This is a genomic window from Sphingobacterium griseoflavum, from assembly GCF_014653155.1.
In the GTDB taxonomy this organism is placed as follows: Bacteria; Bacteroidota; Bacteroidia; order Sphingobacteriales; family Sphingobacteriaceae; genus Sphingobacterium; species Sphingobacterium griseoflavum.
Genome location: NZ_BNAF01000001.1, coordinates 107,696 through 131,243, shown reverse-complemented (window position 1 = coordinate 131,243; position 23,548 = coordinate 107,696). Strand labels below are relative to the sequence as shown.

Genomic DNA, 23,548 nt, shown 5'->3' with positions numbered 1-23,548 from the left:
AGCGGATAATTTCAGTTCTGTTTAAAAATCCGTATTTTCGTCCTTCAATTTTTTTGCGTTTTTAGGCACTATGCAGTTAACAAAATTAGAAATAAAGGGTTTCAAGAGTTTTGGTGATAAGATCACTATTAACTTTAACGAGGGCGTTACGGCTATTGTGGGGCCCAATGGTTGCGGCAAATCCAATGTCGTGGATGCTATTCGCTGGGTGCTTGGTGAACAGAGCACACGTATGTTGCGTTCGGAAAAAATGGAGAATATTATTTTCAATGGAACCGTCAACCGAAAACCAGCCAACCTAGCCGAGGTCTCCCTTACTTTTGACAATAATGCAAACTTGCTGCCTACAGAGTTTTCAACCGTTACCATTACCAGAAAGCTATATCGAAATGGAGATAGTGAGTATAGACTGAACGATGTGAAATGCCGATTGAAGGATATTACCGATCTTTTTCTGGACACTGGATTGGGGGCAGATTCCTACGCAATTATTGAATTGAAAATGATCGACGAGATCATCAATAATAAAGAAAATTCGCGGCGCAATCTATTTGAAGAGGCATCGGGCATATCTAAATATAAAGTTCGTAAAAAACAGACACTTGCAAAATTAAGGGATACGGAAGGCGATCTTTCACGTGTGGATGATCTACTTTACGAAATCACCAAGAATTTAAAGCAACTGGAATCGCAAGCGAAAAAAGCAGACAAATATTTCCAGCTGAAAAAAGAATACCGCGAGGCAAGCGTCGATCTTGCTTATTACAAACTAGAAGCTTTCGGTACCGATTTACAACGTATCACAACGCAAGAGGAAGGCCAGCAAAACCTTATCCAAGAAAATTCCAAGATCATCGAGCGCAGCGAACAACAGTTAAAGGTCTTACGAGACGACATCCTTTCCAAGGAGAAAAACCTTGCTACGCAACAGAAAAGTACAAACGAATATATCAACATGATTCGTGCTTACGAATCGGATAAAAAAATCAAGAATGAACAGTTGCGTCACCTCCAAGATAAAGAGACTCGTTTAATCACGGAATTGAACAGTGACAAGACGCAACTCGAGCATGTCGTGCAAACATTGAAGCGTATACATGAAGAGCTGTTCCAAGAACAATCCAGCTTGGACCTTTATGTGACGGATATGGCAAATAACAAAACAGAGGTCGATGATTTGCGTGCCCAACAAGCCTCGGCACGTGCCAAGTCGGATGCCCTGCATCAAAAATCTTCGGACCTACAGAACAGCATGTACAAGCTGGAAAAAGAGATCGCGGTGCTTCATATCCAAAAAGATGCATTACAGCAAGAGTCACAGAGGACCGAGACCGACGCAACGAGCAAAGAAGAAGAACTTTCTGGGTTTAATCTTTCTGTCACCGATCTTCAGGAGCGTGTGGAACAACAGCAGGAACAATATGATGCTGCTCTTTTCACGGAAGAAACCTTACAGCGCGAGATAAAAACCGTGGAAGAAGAATTGGATGAAGTTCGCAACCAAATGAACCTCCAGTCTCGTCTCGTTGATGCGAAGCAGAATGAATATAACTTGACGAAGTCGCTTGTAGACAATTTGGAAGGGTTTCCAGAGTCGATCAAGTTTTTGCGCAAAAATGCAGGTTGGAAAAAATCATTTCCCTTATTTTCCGATATCCTCTTCTGCCAAGAAGAATATCGTGTCGCTATTGAAAACTACCTAGAGCCGATCATGAATCACTATGTGGTGGATAACCAACAGGAGGCTGTACAGGCGATTCAGTTGTTGAGTGATGCTTCCCGCGGCCGTGCTAACTTTTTTGTGCTGGATGCCATGCAAACAAGAAGCGGTCGTCCCGATGCGCATCTATCGGATCAGTTAACCCCTGCGCTATCGGTCGTCACGGTCGACAAAAAATACATGAGTTTGTGCGAGCAGCTTTTGCAGCACGTATTTCTGTTGAAGCCAGCGGCTGCTGACAGCCTTGGCGAACAACTTCCAAGCGATGACATCGTCGTGCTGCATCCGGAAGGAAAGTTTTCCAAAACCATGCTCGGACTAAGTGGTGGATCGGTAGGATTGTTCGAAGGAAAGCGTATCGGCAGAGCCAAAAACCTAGAAAACCTGAACCGGGAGATCAAGGAACTCAACCAACAGATTGAAGCTTTACAGGCGAAGGAGATGGAAGGTGTAGATCGATTGGCTACGTTACGCATCTCATCGCAAAAAGACATGATCGATGAGCTGCGCAACGTTTTAAATCGTTTGAACAACGAGTTGATCTCAGTAAAAACAAAACAAGAACACTACCAAGCGTTCCTTACAAACAGTCAGAACCGAAAACAGGATATAGCAAACAAGGTAAGCTTGATTAATGAGCAGTTACAGCAGGCCGAGCCCCAACTTGTGCAGCTCAAGGCAGAAAATCAAGCGCATCAGCAAGAGTTGCTAGAACTGCAGGACACCTATACGGAAATATCGGATATTTTCAACGAAAAGTCTACGGTTTTCAATCAGCAAAATATCCGCTTTCATCAACAGCAAAACAAGGTTTCTAGCCTGCAAAAAGATGTCGAGTATCGCGAAAGCCAACGTGACACCTTGGAGGCTCGCGTGGAAAAGAACAACGTGGAGTATGAACAGGTAAAGGCCGACATGCAGCTTGCGCATAGCCATACAGATAACGATGATGAAGATCTTACAGCGATGTATGTTCAGAAAGAAGCGTTGGAAAAAGGATTGCAGGAAATCGAAGACGATTTTTTTAGCGCGCGCAAAGTCCTCATTGATTTGGAAGAACACATTGCGCAAGCGCGCCGCAATAAAGACCAAAACGACTTTCTTTTATTGGAGCTTAAAGATAAAAAAACTGCGTTGCAACTGGAGCTCAACAGTTTGAAGGAGCGACTAAGTGTAGAGTTTAATATTGAACTACAGGCATTGCTGGAAAATGAGCCACCAAAGATCGAGCGTTCGCAGACAGCATTGACTGAAGCTTGCGACAAGCTCAAAAAGCAACTGGATTCCTTTGGCTCAATCAACCCTATGGCTAAAGAGGCTTACGATGAAATGAGTGAGCGCCATACTTTTATTACCAAGGAAAAAGATGATCTTTTGGAAGCAAAGGCCTCGCTGATGGCCACGATCAGTGAAATCGACCAAACGGCAAACGATAAATTTATGCATGCCTTTAATACAGCACGGGCTAACTTTATTGAGGTTTTCCGTTCCTTATTTAATCAGGAGGACTCCTGCGATATGGTATTAACGGATCCATCCAATCCTTTGGAGTCCGATATTGATATCATCGCACGTCCAAAAGGAAAGCGTCCCCTATCGATCAACCAACTATCCGGTGGCGAAAAGACCTTGACGGCGACAGCACTGTTGTTCTCCCTTTATCTGCTCAAACCTGCTCCGTTTTGTATATTCGACGAGGTTGACGCTCCGTTGGATGATACCAACATCGACAAATTCAATAACATCATTCGGGATTTTTCCGCAAATTCACAGTTTATCATCGTATCGCATAACAAACGTACCATTGCGAGTACAGATGTTATTTACGGCGTGACCATGGTGGAACAAGGCGTATCACGTGTGGTTGCTGTGGATTTACGGGATGTAGCATAAGCGACCCAGCATGATCAAAAAAGAGACTGTTTGGACTACGCCGTTGCAGTCTCTTTTTTGGCGACCATCGCAGGGCCGATCAAGCTATCAGATTATCGCGCTAGACACCTACACCTCGTTTGGACGTAACGTCACCTCTTGTGTTTTGACCGTTGCTCAACGTACGTAAGGGCTTACTGAAGAATGATAACACACCAATCCATGCAATTAAGCTTCCCAATATGATAAACAAATAGTTTACACCAATGGCGTCTGCCGCCCATCCGGTACCTAAAAGCCCCAATACAGTCGGTATAATCGCGATGCTAAAATACAGCGAGAATACCCTTCCCATCAGCTCGGGCCGCACCTCTTCCTGTAAAACCGTCATAAAACAAGCATTGTATACGGCTGCTGCAACACCGCCAACAACCGTTAAGCCCGCGAAAATCAAAAACGTACCTGACGGTAAATAGCCGGATACAGCAAGCGAGCTGCCTAAGACGATGTAGGTACAGTTTATCAACAACACTTTACCGAGTGAAGGTTTGAATAGACCGATGAGGCCGCCTCCTACAAGCATACCTACGCCCCACATCATCTCAATGATGCTCATCTCCCACTTTCCACCGTGGAAATGGTTCAGGGTGAGCAACGGAAAAAGCACCGCAATAGGCATAACACAAAAAGTCACGACCGTGGAAAACAAAAACAGCCACATCAGCCCCTTATTGTGCATAATCTCCCGAAAACCGCCTTGTAGATCGTTCCAAACCTGTGCAAAACTAGCTTTGGCCTTTTCGGCGATTTTAGGGTTTGGGATGTGCACAAAAAGCAGCGAGCCTACGGCAATAACTGCTCCGCCGATGTCCAGTAACAATACATTGCCGATGGGCATCAGCGATATCGCCAAAGCGCCGAAGGCGGGGCCCGCAATGGATGATATTGACTGTATCGTTTGATTGACGCCCGCGATGCGAAGCAACTCAGACTCTGGAGCAATCATCGGTATGGCAGCCTGCATGGCGGGCATATGAAAAGCAGAGCCGACCGAGCGCAACCCTAGCATCAAGTAAATAAGAAACAGGCTTTCATGGCCCATGTAAAAACTAATGGACATTACCATGGTGCAAAGCGCCACAAAAGAATCGGCCAACATCATTGTCTTCTTGCGATCCCAACGATCGATATACACCCCTGCAAAAGGACCAATCACCGCAGCAGGAAGCATCCCTGCGATAGCGCTATACGCCAGAACTTCGGCTGATGCGTGTTCAATACTTAACCAAATTATAATGGCAAAATTTACAGCAGAACTGCTGATCAAGGACATAAACTGTCCTATCCATATCAATACGAATTTCTTCTTCCAATGCGTTTTCATATACATGAATAGTAATGGCTTCTTCTACAAAGCCGACAAAATAAAATTAATACAAAGAAGGAATAAGCAAGGAACTGCCTATCCAAACACCGGACAACGAGGTTTGGAACCCCGTCCCTACGCTATTCTGATGCGCAAGGTTAAAACGCTGTATAATGATGTGATCTTCATAACATACAAATGTACATTAATTTTGGGAATACAAAATGTCTTTTTTCTTTTTCCAATAGTAGTTCGATTAGCTCTTTGCAGCTAAAGCTACCATTTTTGGCTTTTTCTCCTATACAAAACTGCAGTTTGATGCATTGCAGTAGTCTGCCTGCAACGCCGATTAAGCAATAAGGCAAACCTAATCATCCGCCATTGCTTGTGCATCTTTCTGTTTCTCAATCTGAGGCGGAATTAATTTATACACCACCGGTGTGACGATACGCGACAGCAAGGTGGAACTGATCAAACCGCCAATCATGACGATAGCCAAGGGTGATATTAACGGATTGCTAGACCAAGCAATGGGCAACAGCCCACCAATGGCCGTTAGCGACGTTAGGATAATAGGGAGAAAACGAATTTCACCCGCTTGCTCGATTGCTTCATTTAGCTCCATGCCCTCCCTTCGTAGTTGGTTGGTAAAATCTACAAGTAAAATGGTATTTTTCACCTCGATACCCGCTAATGCAACCAAACCAATTGTAGCGACAAATGACAAGGTATTACCCGTTGCCAACAAGGCCAGGACGGCCCCCACTATACCTAACGGAATAACAGAAAGGACGATTAATGTACTTTTAAACGTCTTAAACTCGAGTACCAGCACCGCAATAAATAAGAAGATCGTGACCATAATGATCGTCCCAAAACCGCCGAAGGCCGTTTCCCGGCTTTCCACCTCACCTCCCATCTCATAGGAATAACCGGCAGGAAAAGGGAATGCATCCATTTTTTTGATCACGGCCGTGATGATTTCGTCATTTGTATAGCCTTTTGCTACAGAAGAGTTCACCGACACCATACGTTGCTTGTTCTGATGATAGACATTGGAAGGCGATGATTCGAAAGCTAGTGTCGCTAACTGACTTAACGGAATAGCCGTACCCTCGACGTTATTGACGAAGATAGCATCAAAGACGTGCATATCCGGGGTATTGGATCGGGGCACAGTGACCGTTATGCGGTAATCATTATCATCTAAATCAGGATCGGTATAGGTACCGGCGACATAGCCCGCCAATGCTACGCGGATACTTTGGTCAATACGCGCTGTCGGAACTCCCAAAGCCATTGCCTTTTCACGGTTTATTTGAACCCTCAAATCGGTTTTTTTATTTTTCAAGGGATTGTTCACATAAACGTTTCCTTCAGTTGCCTTTAAAACGTGCTCTACAGCTGCAGCTAACCGTTGCAAGGTATCCAAGTTGTCACCAAACAAGCGCACCTCGACTGGAGATATCACGGGCACACCTTGTTCAAAATTCTTGACCTCGATCTTAGCTCCCAAATAGGATGTCCAACGTGCACGAAGCTCGTCGATTAGCTTTTCCTTTTCTTTAGCTTTCACATCGGGATGCAGCTGTACGAAAATATCAGCATAGGCCACATTTTCGTTTCCTTGGTTCATGTTGTAGTATATGCGCGGATTTCCCTTACCCACATTGCTCGTGAAGTATTTGACGGAAGGAATATCATGCAACTCATTCTCTATTCTTCGGGCAATGCTATCGGTAGTATGTATGCTTCCTTGCAAAGGCGAGGCTATCTGTATCATAAACTGGGGCTTTTCCGAAGGGGGAAACAGTGAAAATCCAACAAATGGAATCAATGCCGCTGCACCAGCAAAAATAAATAAGGCGATCATCGCTGTGCGCTTTGGGTGTTTTAAAGCCTTGTCCAACCAAACAGCGTAAGTACCGTGGATAATCTTCTGCAGGCCACGCAAAATGATATTGCCCTCTCCGGATTCATGTGGCTTCAGCAGCTTGCTTGCCAAAAACGGAACAACCAACAGCGCTACAAACATAGAACCGACCACAGATGCAATAACCGCAGTCGGCATACTTCGGATAAAATCACCAGCCATCTCCGGCATAAACATCAGCGGTAAAAAGGCGATGACCAAGGTCACGGTACAACCGACGACCGCCAATGCAATCTGGCTGGTTCCTTTGATCGCCGCTTCCACCCGCGAATAGCCATCGCGCATCCAACGTTCTATATTTTCGACCACAACAATACTGTCATCCACCACCAAGCCCAAAGCGACCACAAATCCCACAATACTAAGCTGGTTAAGCGAGTAGCCGATGATGTTGAGGGTAACCAAACCCAAACCCAAGGAAAGAGGTATTGCTATCATCACCACCAACGAGGCGCGCGTGCCTAAGGGCAGTAAGGTGAAAAGCACCAAGGTTATGGCGATCACAAAATCAATCCCCAATCCGCTTAACCGGGCGTTCACCTGATCTGCCTGATCAAAATTAACGATGAAATCCACGTTTTCAGGTAGCGTTTTTCGGAACTCTTCCAGCACAACGCCATATTGCTTCTGCGTTTCGCTGATGTTCATACCGGACTTTTGGGCGGCATTGACCAAAATGGCGTGGTATCCGTTCAATCGTGTGATATGGTTTTGCTCTCCAAAAGTGGGGTATACCGCCGCGATATCTTTCAACAGGATATTACGACCTTGCGCACTTGCAACAACCGTATGTTCAATCTCCTGCATACTCCGATAATCCCCACTGGTCTTTACGCTAAACGTACGTCCTCCAGCGTTGACGCTGCCTCCGGGCACGTTTTGGTTCTCACTCTGTATCGCCTGTATAACGCGATCCATCGGGATTTTCAAGTTGGCCATTCTGGGCAAATCCAGATCCACCCGTATCAATTGATCGGGAAGACCGCTAATTTCGACGTCCTTCAGCGAACGAACCTTTTCCAAGCGAGATTTTAGATCCTCCGCCAACCTTTTCATGGTCGACAGCGAGGCATTCTCCGAAACCAGTGCCGATTGAATGACACTGACGCCTGTGGGATCAATTTTACGCACTTCAGCGCTGTATATATTCTCTGGCAGCTCTGGACGTGCGGCACTGAGTTCGCGCACCAGCTCTTGGTATTTCGCATCATAGTCTTCCCCATACACATACTCCACAAAAAGAAATGCAACGCCATTACTGATGGTTGTTTTAATGCGCTTGATTCCATCCAAAGCGTAAAACCGACTTTCTAGCGGTTTAACCACCAATTGCTCCATATCTTTCGGACTCGTACCCGGGTAAATGACCGTCACCGGGAAGTTCACAGGTTTCATTTCCGGATCTTCTGCGCGAGGCATAGTCAACACTGTGCTCAGCGCGACAACGATAACCATCAGCACCATGATTAAGGTAAACTGGTAGTTTTTGATGGGGTATTTGATAAGGCTCATAGCAACGATTAATTCTGTTTTACCACACGGATCGAAGCTCCATCCACCAAATAGGGACTTCCCGAAACAATCAGTCCTTTCGCATCTTCCAAACCGGACAATACCGTAACTTGGTCAGCGTTTATCGGGCCAAGCGTTACTTTCACACGTTTTGCAATGCGGTTATCATTCGTGACGAAGACGTAGCCCTCTTTTCCGTCGCCGTCTAACAGCGCTGCATAGGGAATATGCCAGCTAGAATTGTTTCGCGCCCGTGATTGCAGCTTTGCTGTGGCGAACATCCCCGCAGCCAACTTATGTTTTGGCTTCTCCAGCAGGCCCAAGAAAACACTGAAGGTTCCCGTGCTGGGATCTAAACCTTCTGCTTTCCGGCGCACCACAGCTTTAAGTTTTCCGTCCCCCAAGGCATCTGCTTGCACAGAAGCGGTGTCGCCCACCTGCGTGGCAGCCCATTGGCGATCGGACATGCCCACTTTTAATTCCCAATTGCCCTCGTTGGCCCCGTTAATCTGAAAAACAGGTGTCCCTGGCCCCACTACCTGCCCCTCTTGCGCCAAACGGGCCAAAACGTAACCACTGCTTGTGGAACGTATCTCCGAGTATTGTCGATTGAACTGTATACTTTTTACATCCTGCTGCGCCATCCGTAGCGCCGTCTGCGCATTTTGCAGCTGCTCCAAAGTGGATACACTATCGCGATAAAGCTGATGGGCTCGGTCGTAGTCGCGCTGAGCCTTCTCTACGGCCAAACGCGCCTGCGATGCCCGGGCATCTACTTCGTCCATGTGTACCCGGGCCAGTAGCTGCCCCGGACGCACCAGGTCGCCCTCGCGCACGTACATCCTCTCGATGACACCACCGCTCTTGAAACTCAAAAGGGTTTCGTCGTTCGTGGTGAACGTTCCCGTTGCTTCGAATGCAGCCGTAGACGAGCTATGCTGCAGTGCCATCAACGCTACCGGGATCGTATCCGCTGCCGGTATGGCATTCGTCCGGTCGCTATGTCGACAAGCCTGCAAACTTACGCTCGCCGTTAATGTGACAACAACTAGTGTGAAAAGATTTAATGTTTTCATTGTTATGGTATTTGGTAGGTGGCAGATTCTCGTTCCAAATTCGCTAGAGCGGCGAGGATCTGTAGTTTACTGATGGTCTCTGACAATTTCGCTTGTGTATATTCGTTACGGGCATCGATGGTTTCCATATAGGTATTTACGCCAGCGGCAAATCCTTTTTGAATCAATCGCTGGTAGGTGCTGGCGGCATCTAATTGCGTCTTGGCTTTTCCGAGGTTCTTGAATGCAGCGAGCACCTCATTCCGCGCTATGCCGATGGCCATTGCCAACTGTTGTTCAACCTGTGCTTTTTTATTGCGGGAGTTAGCCAGATCCACTTTCGCCTCCTGCACTTTTAATCGATTCCGGTTACCTTGGAAGATAGGCATTTTCATGCTTAGGCCGACCATAAAGTAGCGCGAATCGTTATTGAATTTAAGTCCTTCGGCCTGCGAACCCAAATCAAAAAAGCCGCTTATTTTAGGCACTACATATTGCTTATTCATCTTCAGCACCGATTCCTGTATGGCAATACCCGTTTCCAAGGATTTTAGCTCCTCACGAGCGGAGGCATCCACCTCTCCCCAGTCCTCCAATGACCAAAGCTCATCTTTCCCTAACAGATCGTCGTCCAAGACCTCGGCATCGGCCTCCCGATTCAGCAACATGTTGAAATATAGCTTTGCATTCTTGATGTTCTTCTCAGCCCCAGCTAACTGTGCTTCGATCGCTGCTATCTCTGATTGTGCCCTGATCACATAGGCCGGCAGTCCCTTACCTGCATCTAACAGTTTTTGGTTAACACGCAGTCCCTCTTGCGCAAGTACCCAAGAGGAGCGATAGATTTCCTGAACCTGAACGGCTGTGAGATATTGATAGTAAGCGCTCTTGATCTCCTTGATCAATTCACGTTTATAGACCTCCACCTCGTTCTCCTGAAGCTTTACTGTTGCGGCTTTTATGCGTTTGTTATAGCCAAGATCCGTGTTTAGCAATGGCATGACCGTTCGGATTTTAGCATCATAATAGTTTTGTGGAAGAAAATTGATGGTTTCATTGCCGATTTGCGGAAATGCCTGCGATTGGGTAAGCGCATTGAGCGTATTGTATACAGGATTTAACAGATCGCCCACAGGAAGTTCAATGGAACGGCCGCCTTTGGCGTGCGAGTAGGCGACGTCTAAATCGATTGCGGGCAGATACATGGACTTGGCAACCTCCATGGCGTTTAATGCCCGCTGCAGAGTGAGATTTTTCTCTTGCAGCAATAGATTGTTTGCCAATCCTTCTTTTAGGTAAGCATCCAATGTCTTTGATTGTCCATGTACATTGCCAAAGCTAAGACTCATTACCACTACAAAAATAAATAGCGTTCTCATTATTAACAGTGTTAAGTTTATCGTCAAATTTTTTTACTTTGTTAATTCCAGGTAACTCACAAAAACCCTGAAAGCCCGCTCGATCATCCGTTCTTGATCATTATCCTTCAACACGACTTCCATCATGCTTTTTAAATGCCCCGATACGTGCAATGAACATAGACCGTGCACTGATGACCACGCCTGTACAGCGACCTCTACAGTATCCATTTCGCTAAAATAGCCTGCGTTTTGGCAATCGCGGATGGTCTGCAACAAAAAATCAAACACGCGTTCGCCTTCCTCCCATTCCCCTTCGACGCAATTCACTTCCAAATATTTCATGGGATCTTTCATTATGAACATCACCTCATAAAAATCGGGGTGTGCTAGTGCGAATCGTAGATAACATTTACCAATAGCCTTCAGTCGTTCAAAAGGTGACTCGACCTGCATTAAGGGCTGAAAATCTTGGCGCAACATCAGGAATCCCTCTTGGTGCAACGCATAGATAATATCGCTTTTATCCTTGTAATACAAATAAATTGTGGTCGGACTAAACTCGATTTCCTGCGCAATTTTACGGATAGACGTCGCCTCGTACCCAGCGGTGACAAATAATTTTTTAGCTGCCTCCAAAATGCGCTTGCGCAAATCCTCTTTATGCCTACTTTTCCGTTCTTTGATACCCATACTACAAATCCGTAGCAGCAAAAGTAGTGAACAGTGTTAACCTTTCCAAATATTAATACACAAAAGGAAAGCCTCCGCTTTCGCAGAGGCCTTCCCCAACCTTAAAACCTAAACACGAATACGCTTCAGTTACTTTACTTCGATTAGTCTCTTCGCCACAATCGCCTCTTCTTTCTTCCCTACAGAAACATTCAATACGCCATCGGTATAGGTTGCATCAATGCTATTGTAATTTACCGTGTCGGGCAAGGAGAATGATCGAGTAAACGATAGATAGCTGAATTCTCTTTTGCTATACAGCTTCTCCTCGGATACATGCTCTTCTTTTTTCTCCACGGATATGGTGATCAAATTTTTATCGACGTTGATTTTGAAATCCGATTTCTGTAAGCCTGGCGCCGCGAGCTCGACATGAAAAGCGTCTTGGGTTTCAAAAATATTCACCGCTGGTACGCGTGTTACCAAACGATCCGTGATGAAGGAATCGTTGAAAAAATTGTCAAAGATGTTGTTGACATACGGATTTACCGCATCAGAATTAACAGTTTTTGTTGGGAATTTAATTAATGCCATGATTTATATCCTCCTATAATTTTTTGTTTTTAATGCTGGTAATACTTCATCAAAGCGCGTACCTAAACACTTTTTAGCTAAAAACAAGACATTTTGTCTTCTGAAAAAAATAAATCATGTCATACTGACACAAAAAAGCGATTTAGGTAGCTTTCAAATGCTAGCATAATTGCGTGCTGCGACGAGCTATGGTCGATGATAGGTTAATGTCACGCACGTGTGAATATGATCGGCACCAAAAGGAGGCGTGGTTTTCCGAATAGCCACAACTATTTTCACGGCAAACGGATAGCTATCCTTTGCTTCTTCCAATATTTCCACAGCTGCCGACTCGAGTAGCTTTCTATCCCTTTTCATGACTCTACACAACAAGTTGTACAGCTCTTCATAATTAAGTGTGTTGCTCAACTCGTCCGCACGGTCGTTTTTAAATGGAAAGGACACCGAAAAGTCCACAAAAAACTCATTACCTAAAAGGCGTTCTTCAGGATAATATCCTATCGGCGAAAAAAACCGAACTTCGTTTAATGCCACTTCTTGCATAATTGACCCCATACTGCAAACATAGTAAAAATTAAAGCCATCGACACCGGCACTCCCGCACATGAGCAGCCAAACGCGATGTTTAAAAAAGGTTTCCTGTACTTTTCTAAAGATAAATATGTATAATTGCTCAGCTAAACAAAAATTAAACAATGAAAATCAACCTTTTGAATACCACTTTATTAGTCGCGCTATCTTCTATTTGCGGCGCACAGACGAAATTCCAACCACAAGACACCGAGTTTTACACGCCCAAACCACGGGTCGTCACCGTAAAGGAAGGTGTTCCCGATGACGCCATCATCCTTTTTGATGGCAAAAACCTAGATCAATGGGAAAGCAACAAAACAACAGGACAAGCAGCCGCTTGGACGGTCGAGCAGGGCACGCTAACCGTAAAGCCGTCTACCGGCGACATACAAACAAAAGAGAAATTTGAAGACTTCCAACTCCACATCGAATGGAAAAGCCCCGAAAAAATCAAGGGCGAAGGGCAGGGTCGTGGCAACAGCGGCATATTTCTGCAGGGACGATACGAATTGCAGGTATTGGATAACAACAACAATCCAACCTATGTAAACGGGCAAGCAGGAAGCATCTACAAGCAGCGTCCCCCACTTGTTGAAGTTCGTGCTGGTGCCGACCAATGGCATCAATACGATGTGATCTATAAGGCTCCCCGCTTCAACAAGGATGGCATGCTTATCAGTAAGGCCCTAGTAACGGTGTTGCACAATGGTGTACTGGTGCAGAACAATACGCAAATAGAAGGCACCACAGCGTATATTGGCTTGCCGAAGATGGAAGCCCATGGTGCTGGCCCTATCATACTGCAAGATCATGGTGACCTAGTCAGCTTCCGCAATATTTGGATCAGACCTTTGTAACATTATCTTTCCGCAGAAGGAACACATTTCAGTTTAACATGCATTTTCCTAATTTAGCTCCCGTTAAATGCAACGACAACATGAAAAAATTATTGCTATTGTTCCTTCTCGGATCTCCCCTATGCTACGGACAGCGGAATTTCACGATTCAGGAAACCGTATTTGGCGCTAGACAATTTGCTCCGCAAAACTTGACGCTTACCCAGTGGATACCCAAAGAGCAGGCTTTCACACAACTTGACGCCAGCTATCAGAAGCTACAAATACGGGATGCAGCGAACAATTGGCAACCCAAGGACCTTTTGACGTGCAACGAGCTTGCAGAAGCTATAAAAACTAGTCTGCACGACACAACTTCCGTCAAACTCAGCTATTTTCCGACAGACTATCAATGGGCAAACGAAAACAGCTTCAACTTTACCTACAGCAACGCAGGGCAGAACTATTACTTACAATACGATGTAAGTAGCAGAAAAGCAACTCTACAGGCTAAAACACCCCTTTCCGCAACCAACCCCGAGCTCAGCGCCAACCGCAGCAGGGTAGCCTTCCTGATCGAAAACAATATCATGATCCATGACGGCAGCAGCACGATCGCTGTAACGCAGGATAGCGTCGACGGAATTGTTAACGGCAGCGATTACACACATCGGCAGGAATTTGGTATAAACAAGGGAATGTGGTGGAGCCCGGATAGTGAAAAGCTGCTGTACTACAGGAAGGATGAGACCATGGTTAGCCAATACCCATTAATACAGTGGTCAGCACGCGTAGCGAATGCAAAAGACATTCGCTATCCCATGGCAGGCATGAAAAGTGAAGAAGTAACACTTTTGGTTTACGACTGCAGCACCAAAAGCCGTACTACCTTAAAGACTGGCGAACCAAAAGAACAATACCTTACGCTCTGCACTTGGGATCCATCGGGCAAATATGTCTACGTAGGGCTGCTCAACAGGGAGCAGAACCATCTCAAACTCAACAAGTATGATGCATCCAGCGGCGAGCTGGTTAAAACACTCTTGGAAGAACGATCCAGCTCTTGGGTAGAGCCGCTACATGCGCTGCACTTCCTGCCAAACAAGAACGATCAGTTTCTCTATCAAACAGATAAAGATGGATTCAACCAACTCTACCTTTACAACACCGAGGGAAAACTGATCCGGTCGTTAGGGCATGCAGATGTCATTGTGGAATCGTTAGGCGACTTTACGGCCGATGGAAAAAAGATAAGCTACATCGGCATAACAAACAACGGTCTTGATCGCCAGCTTTTCCAAGTAGACCTCGGCAATGGAAAAACGGTGCAGCTCACGCATGAACCCGGCATGCACCAAGCTAGCATCAGTACCGACGGCACATATATCCTCGATCAATACAGTAGCCAAACCGTACCAAACCGCATCACGATTCGAAACACAAGAAACGATAAGACAAACTTAATCTTAGCGGCTGCCAATCCTTTTGAAGGTAAAATAAAGCTTCCGAAAATCGAGCAGCTATCTTTGCTGTCTGCCGACGGAAAAACACCGCTAAACGGACGGATTATTTACCCGGCAGATTTCGATGCAACTCAGAAATATCCGGTTATGGTCTATCTCTACGGAGGATCCCACGCACAGCTCGTCCAAAACAGATGGCTCTTTGGTGCTGGCTATTTTGATCTCTACATGGCGCAACAGGGCTATGTTGTTTTCACCATGGACAACCGCGGTTCGGATGCACGCGGACGCGATTTTACACGCGTGACACACCGGCAACTCGGACAAGCGGAAATGGCGGACCAAATGAAAGGAATTGAATTTCTTAAATCCCAACCTTTTGTGGACCAGACGCGAATTGGCCTATTTGGCTGGAGCTTCGGCGGCTTCATGACCACCTCGCTTATGGTGCACCACCCAGGAATATTCCATACGGCCGTGGCCGGTGGACCAGTTATCGATTGGAAGTTTTATGAGGTGATGTATGGCGAACGTTATATGGACACTCCGCAGGAAAATCCCGATGGGTACAAAAACGTATCACTACTGGACAAAGCAAGCCAATTAAAAGGAAATCTATTGATTATCCATGGTGCCCAAGACCCTGTGGTTGTGCAGCAACATAGCATGGAATTCATCGAAGCGTGTATCAAAGCCGGCAAACAGGTAGACTATTTTCTTTACCCAACACATGAGCACAATGTCATGGGAAAAGATCGGATACATATGTATGAAAAGATCGCCCAATATTTCGATTTGCACTTAAAGCGATAATCCGAAAGCAGCATGCATGACAAAGAAATAGGCTGTCTAAAAGCGATTAACATCCATCGGTGCAAGAATTTGCGCCGTACGTACTATAACGTTAATCAACTATCTTTTAGACAGCCTTTCTTCGTATAAAGGGAATAGCTTTAGGCCGTTTCTGTAGCTTTCACATAGCTTTCGTTGTGCACGCTAGCCACCGCCCGACCTGATGGATCGTTCAGGTTTTGAAACGAGGCATCCCATGCCAAAGCTTCTGGCGTACTACAGGCCACAGACTTAACAGACGGTACCGTTTCAGCCGCGGCTTCTGACGGGAAATGCGATTCAAAAATCGTACGATACAGGAACTCTTCCTTATTTTTCGGTGTATTCACCGGAAAACGTGTGGCTGCCGTTTCAAACTCCACGTCTGAAACCTTCGATTCTGCCTGTTCTTTCAACGTATCAATCCAGCTGTAACCCACACCATCAGAGAACTGCTCTTTTTGTCTCCAAGCGATGCTTTCCGGCAAATAATCCTCGAATGCCTTGCGTACCACCCACTTTTCCATACGGCCATCCTTGATCATCTTATCGGCAGGGTTTATCGACATCGCGACATCCATAAACTCTTTATCCAAAAATGGCACACGGCCCTCAACTCCCCAGGCGGCTAACGACTTGTTGGCCCGCAAACAGTCGTAAAGATATAATTTCTTTAATTTCCTCACCGTCTCCTCGTGAAACTCCTGTGCATTTGGCGCCTTGTGGAAATATAGATAACCACCAAAAAGCTCATCTGACCCCTCACCGGAAAGCACCATTTTAATCCCCATAGATTTAATGACACGTGCCAAAAGATACATAGGTGTGGACGCCCGAATGGTCGTTACGTCATACGTTTCCAAATGATAGATTACGTCGCGAATAGCATCTAACCCTTCTTGGATCGTGAAGTTTATCTCGTGATGTATGGTTCCGATATGGTCTGCCGCCTTTTGTGCCGCAATCAAGTCTGGCGCACCTTTCAACCCAACCGCAAAGGAATGCAACTGCGGATACCAAGCAGCTTCTTTTCCTCCTGTTTCAATACGTGTGGAAGCGAATTTTTTGGTCACCGCAGCAATTACCGAAGAATCTAAACCGCCAGATAACAAAACACCATAAGGCACGTCCGACATCAACTGACGCTGCACAGCCTCTTCCAATGCTGTCCGTAACTTCGCGATATCCGTTTCATTATCTTTTACTGTATCAAAAGCTTCCCAATCGCGTAAGTACCATTTTTTTGGCTCCGCACCTTCCTTGCTATACAAATAGTGTCCCGGAGGAAATTGGGCCATCTCCACGCAAAAACCTTCCAAAGACTTCAACTCAGACGCTACAAAAATTTGCCCATCCTTATCTTTGCCGTAATACAAAGGAATGATTCCCATGTGGTCTCGAGCGACTAGAAATGATCCGTCCCGACCATCATACAGGGCAAACCCAAAAATACCGTTCAAATCTTCGATAAAGGCAGCTCCTTTTTCTAAGTACAAGGCCAATATAACCTCTGAATCTGATTGGGTGGCAAAATCATAATCCGGCAATGTATTTCTTAATTGTTGGTGATTATAAATCTCGCCGTTTACTGCTAAAACAACATGTCCATCAGGGCTGAATAATGGTTGACTGCCCGACTTTGGATCTACAATCGCTAGGCGCTCATGCGCCAGAATCGCTTTTTCACTGGTAAAAATACCCGACCAGTCTGGTCCACGGTGCCTAATGCGTTTAGACATCTCCAAAACCTGCGGCCGAAGCATCTCCGAAGAGGATGGCTTTAAATCAAAAGCTCCAACAATTCCACACATAAAATAATTTTTTAATACTGTTCTCTACGTTAATTACAATCTCTATACAAAGAAAAGTATTAAAAAATTAAATTCATAATATTTTATGTTTTTTATTAAAAATAAAACAACAATTCAAATATAAAATTAACAATTCCACACACAAAATAGCTTTTTATTAACACACAGAGCAAACGATTGACTACGTTGAAAAAGACAGCTTTTAAAACTGTAACTGGTATACAGACGGGTATGGAAAACAAAAAGCCAAGTAATTGGTCAACTTGGCTTTCCGTCAACGAAATGGCATGCTACAGTATACCGTGCAAAGGTTTCCCTTTTACGGCTAGACGGTCAATCCGACGTTCCACAGACTCATCTTTTATCAAAGCTGGCGCATGATGGGGCTTCGTACGCGCATCGATGATCAAAGGTCCGCGACATCCCCAGTGTTTATGGGCCGTAAAACTATCCACGCCGTATATATCGTAAGCAGGATTACTACGTGTAAAGGTAACCCATACGAAATTGTTTACACTTTGGGTGACGAAATCAGCATCATCAACCAGAACTACCATCTGTATGCCTTCCCATGCAATCCCTTCACCGGCCTTGCCCCAAGCATCGATGATTTTGCTTTCTTCTCCATAATCAGTGAAAGCCCTGCCATCCAATACCAAAATACCGGGCAGCGCCAACTTAGCCTGATTAAAAGGTCTGGGCAGATCCAGTCCCGCTGGCAGCTCCGTTAACAGATCGCGCTTCTTGCGTCCTACAGCAGCAAAGGTTACTTTCGATCCGGCGTTCAGCCCATCGCCCGAGTAGTCCAATGTATCGATTGTGGTATTGGTTTGAAAATGCACATCTCTGGAAAAATCAATCCGTTCGAGCATGTGCGTCATAAACTCCTCGATATGATGAATGTCCAAGGTGGGATTATCAGCGTATGCCGATATAAAAAGATATTTCGCCAAGCTCAACTGGTTCGTTCCCAAAATCTGGTTGGCAATAGTCAAAAGCTCTTGTGGACGATCCACTTGCTGATAGGGTGTATAACGCTCACTCCCAATAGCAAACAACAGGGGGTGCACCCCAGCAGGATCGACAGCATGTACAGCATGCAGGCCAGCAATCTGCTGCGGTATAGCGTTACCGGTAATTTCATGGATTAGTGCGCCAAAACTCGTATCTTCCTGCGGTGGCCGCCCTACCACGGTGAATGACCAGATAGGGTTTTTGCGATGATACACCCGATGCACCTTCATCAACGGGAAGGGATGGGTCAAACTGTAGTAGCCGATATGATCCCCGAATGGGCCTTCCAGTTTGTTCTCGTGCGGATAAACCGTACCGGTAATAACAAAATCGGCATCCGACGATACACAGAATCCTTCGTCATCATAAAAATAACGAAACCTCCGGTTACCCAAAGCGCCCGCAAATATCATTTCCGATAAACCTTCGGGAAGTGGCATTACAGCAGAAAGTGGATGCGAAGGCGGCCCACCGACAAAGACACTCACTTTGAGCGGCCTTCCCAATGCATTAGCCTTCGTTTGGTGAACACCGATCCCTCTATGCAGCTGGTAATGCAGGCCGATTTCGGCATTTGGCGTGTAGTCATTACCTGACAGCTGTATACGATACATGCCCAAATTAGCCTGCATGATGCCCGGCCGCTCGATATCTTCCGAATACACCTGCGGCATGGTCACGAAGGCCCCACCATCCATCGGCCAATTAACGATCTGCGGCAGCTCCGAGATCTGCGTTTGTCCGTAAAGGATTGGCGATCCCGCTCGTTTACGCCATGGCAATGCTCCCAAGGCCACCATGGATGAGCCAACATAGTCCAAGGGCTTTTTCAATACCGACATAGGATTCATCTTCACATCGACCAATTTCTTGACGTGATCCAGCGTATCACGAAACATAAATTTTGACCGATCGAGTGTACCAAACAAATTCGAAACGGCTGGAAACTTCGATCCCTTGATGTTCTCAAACAGTAATGCAGGCCCTTCCACATCGAACACGCGCATGTGTATGGCAGCCATCTCCAAATAAGGATCCACCTCATCTTTGATACGAACCAAATGTCCATGTCTTTCCAAATCCACTACACATTCTGCCAAACTTTTGTACCCCATATCTGCTATTTTTGCGTACACAAAAATAGCAGAATAGTTGGTTTTAGAAAATTTATGCGCATCATCAAAGCGTGCTAAGCGAGGTTGTTGAATCGGGAAGATCAACGCAGCTGAAGATCAGGAGCCCATGAGGCAAAAATCATGTGATTACTTGAGCATAATTTCTATGACCGGGATTTCGGTATGGGGATGTTGTACGGGCAATTCCAAAACAACGTCGCCCTCAGCCGTTGTTTCCGCCGTATGGCTCCCGCCAGTGGAAGTTGTTCGGTATTTGATCTCTGATCCGTCATTTAGCAGCTGTGCATACTTTATCTTATCCTTATACCCTTGCAAATGCAAAGACCTGACAGGCCATTGCAATACGTGGATATATAGTCTGTTGGTTTTTTCATTATAGGTAAGCATACAATTATCAGGCCGCGCTAGCGTTGCTGGCGCCTCGGTACATCCGTATATCGACCGACTATTATACCGCATCCACTCACCCATACCCACCAACCTTTCCGTAGCCCGCGTATCAAAATTTCCCCTACTCGTTGGCCCGACATTCAAAAGCAGATTACCACCTTTACTCACAACTTCTATCAACATAGCCACCAATTGTCTCGTACTTTTCCACGAGTACTCATCTCGGTAGTATCCCCATGATCCGGAAAATGTTTGGCACGTTTCCCAAGGAACCTTTCGCCCATCTACCTTAACCCACTCTTTGGGCATGACCTGCTCGGGTGTCTTGTAATCCCAACCCCAACTGGTATGGTCAAGGTCTAGGCGATCATTCACGATAATCTGCGGCTGCAATTTCCGGACAAGTTTCAACAGACTTTCGGCATCCCAATCGTCGTGTCCTTTGCCTTGATAGGAGAAATCAAAAAACAACTCATCGATCTGCCCATAGTTGGTCAACAGCTCAGTGATTTGATTCTGCATATATTGCTGGTACTTCTTCATGTCTCGTCCGGCATTGGCTTGATCCCTTTCCTCCGGCTTAACAGGTGTTGGCGGATGGGTGTGATCGTAGATATAGTCTGGGTGATGCCAGTCAATGAGCGAGTAATAGAAGCCGATGCGAATGCCAGCCGCGCGAAAAGCATCGACGAAAGGCTTTAATAAATCTTTTCCATAAGCCGTATTGGTCACCTTATAATCGGAGTATTGCGTGTCCCATAAGCAAAAACCTTCATGGTGTTTAGTCGTAATGACCACATACTTCATACCGGCGGCCTTCGCTTGTTGTGCCCATTGCACGGGATCATACATATCTGGATCAAAGTTATCAAAGTATTTTTGGTAATCTTGTTTACTTATCCGCTCACGACTTTGAACCCATTCGTGCCGTCCAGCAACCGCATACAAACCCCAGTGGATAAACATGCCGAACCGATCGTGGGTCCACCACTCCAAGCGTTTTGCTTTCTCTTCCACCGTTTCTTTGGCCCATTTTGGCGTGGTTTCGGTTTGCGCGTGTCCCGACAGCGACCATGTGGTAAGGGCGATTAAGGAACAAAGCTGTAAAATTTTTCTCTTTGAAATCATATTATGTTTATTGGTTATTTTTATTTCGAAAATAATAAATAACAATATAAAAACAAATAATAATGTGCAATAACAGCAAATAAAAATCAAAACAATCGTTTGTGTTAAAATAAATCAAGACAAAAGAAGGGATAAAAACTATGCATCCCACGCCGTGATATTCACATGCTAAACTGCATAAAACGCCATAACCACTGCCTCGAAAGATTAGCAAATCAAGCTATCTGCAATCTTGTCGTCAGCAGGCAAACGTTTTGAATAAAGCAAAATCTGCTCTTTTTGCACGAACAAAAAGAGCAGATTAGCAAGGAAATAATATGCTATTGCCTACATCTCCTCAACATTGGAATGGCTCTTCGACGTTAGCTCACCCAATTTAAGATGTATTCCGAATGCAAGAGAGCTCTTGCAAGATACCGGGTTTAAGTATCTCCAAATCAATATCCTGGGTTTTGAACCAAACGCTCGTTACGATTGATTTCCGCCTGCGGAATAGGCATCAAGTAATTTCTTTGGGTAAAATCTCTCGGAAACGGAACTGTAGTAACCTTAAAAAACTCTTGATCGTTTACACCTTGAATATTCATTCCTTCAGCCTGCTTGTTCAGAAAATCTTCGGCAATCATCCACCTTCTCACATCCCAAAACCGGTGATTTTCTAGGTAAAGTTCAATTGTCCGCTCCTGGCGCACGATGGCACGCAATAGCACCTGTGTATTGGCTCCTCCAATAGGTGCCCACGATTGATCGATAGTGGGAATTCCGGCGCGAACTCGCACACGGTCGATATAGGACTTTGCAGTGGACAGATTTTGACCACTTTCTATTAGGGCCTCCGCATAATTTAGATACAGCTCGGCCAACCGAATAACAGGCCAGGGATAGTGCACCGACACTTGGAGACGGCTTTGATTTAGTTCAGGAGCTACTCCCTTTTTGTTTAGATAACCGGTGGGCGAATAGTTGTTGGAGCGGCCTTGTATACCGCAATTATCATTTCTCCTAAACCTCACCAGCACCTGATTCGCGGTGCCACGCGTTACTTCATAATAGCTGTTATGGTAGGCAATCCAAGCATTGAATCGAGGTTCTCGCTCAAGGTTTAGGGAGAGCGTATTGCCATTTGGTCCAGCAACCATCTTGTAACGGTCCGCATAGTTAAATGCAGGGTCTTTATCAATCGGCAAGCCGCTTTTTGTATAAAAGGATTCGACCATCATCAACGTAGGTGAGAGCCCATTGAACGCCGCCCCTTGCGCCCCAGTCAAAAAGGGCGTCGTATTATTCTGATGATCATAAACACCTTCTCGGCGGGTTTCCCCCCATATCACCTCCCGAGAGTTGACCTTATCAATATACACGAGCCTCAAATCCTTCTCGATCGGATCAGACGGAAGCGCCGTGGGGTAACCACTATTTTGGTACAGACGGAAGCCTGCAGCTTCCGCAGCCTCTATCGCTTCTAGAGCAGCCTGTGCCGCACGATTCCATTTATTTGCGACAAAGGTAGTAGCAATCAATTCCGTACCATCCAGATCCTTAAACCCTTCATACAAACTCCCACGAGCGGCCCCTCCCCCATTAAACAACGGCGATGCCGCATACAAAAGCATACGTGCCTTGATCGCAAGTGCAATCACCGAAGTGGCTCGCCCATAACTATCAGCGGCCTGCACAGTCGGCAATCTTTCCGCTGCTTCATCCATTTTTGCGACAACAAAATCAACACAGACATCGTACGGAGATCTTACTGGATAATTTGAGGTAGGCATATTGATGTCGAACTCGCGGTCAGCAATCACTATTGGCCCATACATACGAATCAGAAGAAAGTGGAAAAAGCCAATTAAAAAATCGGCCTCAGCCTTGTACGTCGCCGCATCTTCTGCGGATATCCCCGGCACATTATCAATATTTCGCAGTAATATGTAGCATTGTCGAATCCCTCTATAAAGATCATTCCAATACGAAATAACGGGGTCCGATGCAGAATAATTGCCTCTAGGAAATCGGGCAAAAACAGCGTGCTCGAAAGACGTGGTAATCTCGTCAGCTGTGCGTAGATCAAGACTTGACGCCCCTACCCGTGAATTAGGGATATGTGCATAGCACGAATATAACATTCCCCTTGCCGCGTTGGGGTCTCGAAAGGCATCCGCCTCAATTGGGCGCTCATCAGGAACGATATCCAGAAAATTGGTGCAGGCAGAAATTGCAGCAATGAGCATTGCGGCGATTGCTATAAGTCCAGATAAATATAGGTTCTTTTTCATAATTGCTGTTA

The 23,548-nt window shown here is 45.7% G+C and carries 14 protein-coding genes; 3 read left to right on the top strand and 11 right to left on the bottom strand.

Annotation, left to right across the window (positions count from 1 at the left end):
• Positions 1-70 precede the first annotated feature (70 nt).
• Positions 71-3,613 carry a chromosome segregation protein SMC gene (gene smc / locus IE165_RS00500; protein ID WP_189624638.1) on the top strand — a complete coding sequence of 1,181 codons (3,543 nt, stop codon included), beginning with the start codon at positions 71-73 and terminating at the stop codon, positions 3,611-3,613.
• A gap of 100 nt (positions 3,614-3,713) precedes the next feature.
• On the opposite strand, the gene IE165_RS00495 is transcribed toward smc, so the two are convergent.
• From IE165_RS00495 to IE165_RS00465, 7 genes are all read right to left on the bottom strand, one after another.
• Entirely contained in the window at positions 3,714-4,976 is a 1,263-nt protein-coding gene (locus tag IE165_RS00495; RefSeq protein WP_189624637.1) for an MFS transporter, read from the bottom strand.
• Positions 4,977-5,325: 349 nt separating this feature from the next.
• A complete protein-coding gene (locus IE165_RS00490) occupies positions 5,326-8,403 on the bottom strand; it encodes an efflux RND transporter permease subunit (protein ID WP_189624636.1) in 3,078 nt (1,025 codons plus the stop codon).
• 8 nt (positions 8,404-8,411) lie between these two features.
• On the bottom strand, positions 8,412-9,479 hold the full coding sequence (locus IE165_RS00485; RefSeq protein ID WP_189624635.1) for an efflux RND transporter periplasmic adaptor subunit: 1,068 nt from the start codon (positions 9,477-9,479) through the stop codon (positions 8,412-8,414).
• A 2-nt stretch (positions 9,480-9,481) separates the two neighbouring features.
• The gene (locus tag IE165_RS00480) at positions 9,482-10,837 is read right to left on the bottom strand and encodes a TolC family protein (protein ID WP_189624634.1); all 1,356 of its coding nucleotides are present in this window, start codon (positions 10,835-10,837) and stop codon (positions 9,482-9,484) included.
• Positions 10,838-10,870: 33 nt separating this feature from the next.
• Positions 10,871-11,509 carry a TetR/AcrR family transcriptional regulator gene (locus IE165_RS00475; RefSeq protein ID WP_189624633.1) on the bottom strand — a complete coding sequence of 213 codons (639 nt, stop codon included), beginning with the start codon at positions 11,507-11,509 and terminating at the stop codon, positions 10,871-10,873.
• Positions 11,510-11,638: 129 nt separating this feature from the next.
• Complete coding sequence (locus tag IE165_RS00470) at positions 11,639-12,082, bottom strand: Hsp20/alpha crystallin family protein (RefSeq protein ID WP_189624632.1); 444 nt, start codon at positions 12,080-12,082, stop codon at positions 11,639-11,641.
• 186 nt (positions 12,083-12,268) lie between these two features.
• Positions 12,269-12,637, bottom strand: coding sequence for a dihydroneopterin aldolase (locus tag IE165_RS00465; protein WP_189624631.1), 369 nt, complete (start codon positions 12,635-12,637; stop codon positions 12,269-12,271).
• A gap of 140 nt (positions 12,638-12,777) precedes the next feature.
• On the opposite strand from IE165_RS00465, the gene IE165_RS00460 reads away from it, so the two are divergent.
• Together IE165_RS00460 and IE165_RS00455 are read left to right on the top strand one after the other, a co-directional pair.
• Positions 12,778-13,512 carry a 3-keto-disaccharide hydrolase gene (locus tag IE165_RS00460; RefSeq protein ID WP_189624630.1) on the top strand — a complete coding sequence of 245 codons (735 nt, stop codon included), beginning with the start codon at positions 12,778-12,780 and terminating at the stop codon, positions 13,510-13,512.
• A gap of 80 nt (positions 13,513-13,592) precedes the next feature.
• The gene (locus IE165_RS00455; RefSeq protein ID WP_189624629.1) at positions 13,593-15,767 is read left to right on the top strand and encodes a S9 family peptidase; all 2,175 of its coding nucleotides are present in this window, start codon (positions 13,593-13,595) and stop codon (positions 15,765-15,767) included.
• A 140-nt stretch (positions 15,768-15,907) separates the two neighbouring features.
• Here IE165_RS00455 and asnB read toward each other — a convergent pair whose 3' ends face one another.
• From asnB to IE165_RS00435, 4 genes are all read right to left on the bottom strand, one after another.
• Complete coding sequence (gene asnB / locus IE165_RS00450; protein WP_189624628.1) at positions 15,908-17,596, bottom strand: asparagine synthase B; 1,689 nt, start codon at positions 17,594-17,596, stop codon at positions 15,908-15,910.
• 290 nt (positions 17,597-17,886) lie between these two features.
• Complete coding sequence (locus IE165_RS00445; RefSeq protein WP_189624627.1) at positions 17,887-19,725, bottom strand: UbiD family decarboxylase; 1,839 nt, start codon at positions 19,723-19,725, stop codon at positions 17,887-17,889.
• A 147-nt stretch (positions 19,726-19,872) separates the two neighbouring features.
• Positions 19,873-21,264, bottom strand: a complete 1,392-nt coding sequence (locus tag IE165_RS00440; RefSeq protein WP_189624626.1) for an alpha-L-fucosidase — start codon at positions 21,262-21,264, stop codon at positions 19,873-19,875.
• Positions 21,265-21,701: 437 nt separating this feature from the next.
• On the bottom strand, positions 21,702-23,537 hold the full coding sequence (locus IE165_RS00435; protein WP_229826219.1) for a RagB/SusD family nutrient uptake outer membrane protein: 1,836 nt from the start codon (positions 23,535-23,537) through the stop codon (positions 21,702-21,704).
• Between the last annotated feature and the right edge of the window lie 11 nt (positions 23,538-23,548).

What these genes read in the sequence shown, in the direction of transcription:
- smc (WP_189624638.1), top strand. Translation starts at nt 71, where the DNA reads ATGCAGTTAACAAAATTAGAAATAAAGGGTTTCAAGAGTTTTGGTGAT.
- IE165_RS00495 (WP_189624637.1), bottom strand. Translation starts at nt 4,976, where the DNA reads ATGAAAACGCATTGGAAGAAGAAATTCGTATTGATATGGATAGGACAG.
- IE165_RS00490 (WP_189624636.1), bottom strand. Translation starts at nt 8,403, where the DNA reads ATGAGCCTTATCAAATACCCCATCAAAAACTACCAGTTTACCTTAATC.
- IE165_RS00485 (WP_189624635.1), bottom strand. Translation starts at nt 9,479, where the DNA reads ATGAAAACATTAAATCTTTTCACACTAGTTGTTGTCACATTAACGGCG.
- IE165_RS00480 (WP_189624634.1), bottom strand. Translation starts at nt 10,837, where the DNA reads ATGAGAACGCTATTTATTTTTGTAGTGGTAATGAGTCTTAGCTTTGGC.
- IE165_RS00475 (WP_189624633.1), bottom strand. Translation starts at nt 11,509, where the DNA reads ATGGGTATCAAAGAACGGAAAAGTAGGCATAAAGAGGATTTGCGCAAG.
- IE165_RS00470 (WP_189624632.1), bottom strand. Translation starts at nt 12,082, where the DNA reads ATGGCATTAATTAAATTCCCAACAAAAACTGTTAATTCTGATGCGGTA.
- IE165_RS00465 (WP_189624631.1), bottom strand. Translation starts at nt 12,637, where the DNA reads ATGGGGTCAATTATGCAAGAAGTGGCATTAAACGAAGTTCGGTTTTTT.
- IE165_RS00460 (WP_189624630.1), top strand. Translation starts at nt 12,778, where the DNA reads ATGAAAATCAACCTTTTGAATACCACTTTATTAGTCGCGCTATCTTCT.
- IE165_RS00455 (WP_189624629.1), top strand. Translation starts at nt 13,593, where the DNA reads ATGAAAAAATTATTGCTATTGTTCCTTCTCGGATCTCCCCTATGCTAC.
- asnB (WP_189624628.1), bottom strand. Translation starts at nt 17,596, where the DNA reads ATGTGTGGAATTGTTGGAGCTTTTGATTTAAAGCCATCCTCTTCGGAG.
- IE165_RS00445 (WP_189624627.1), bottom strand. Translation starts at nt 19,725, where the DNA reads ATGGGGTACAAAAGTTTGGCAGAATGTGTAGTGGATTTGGAAAGACAT.
- IE165_RS00440 (WP_189624626.1), bottom strand. Translation starts at nt 21,264, where the DNA reads ATGATTTCAAAGAGAAAAATTTTACAGCTTTGTTCCTTAATCGCCCTT.
- IE165_RS00435 (WP_229826219.1), bottom strand. Translation starts at nt 23,537, where the DNA reads ATGAAAAAGAACCTATATTTATCTGGACTTATAGCAATCGCCGCAATG.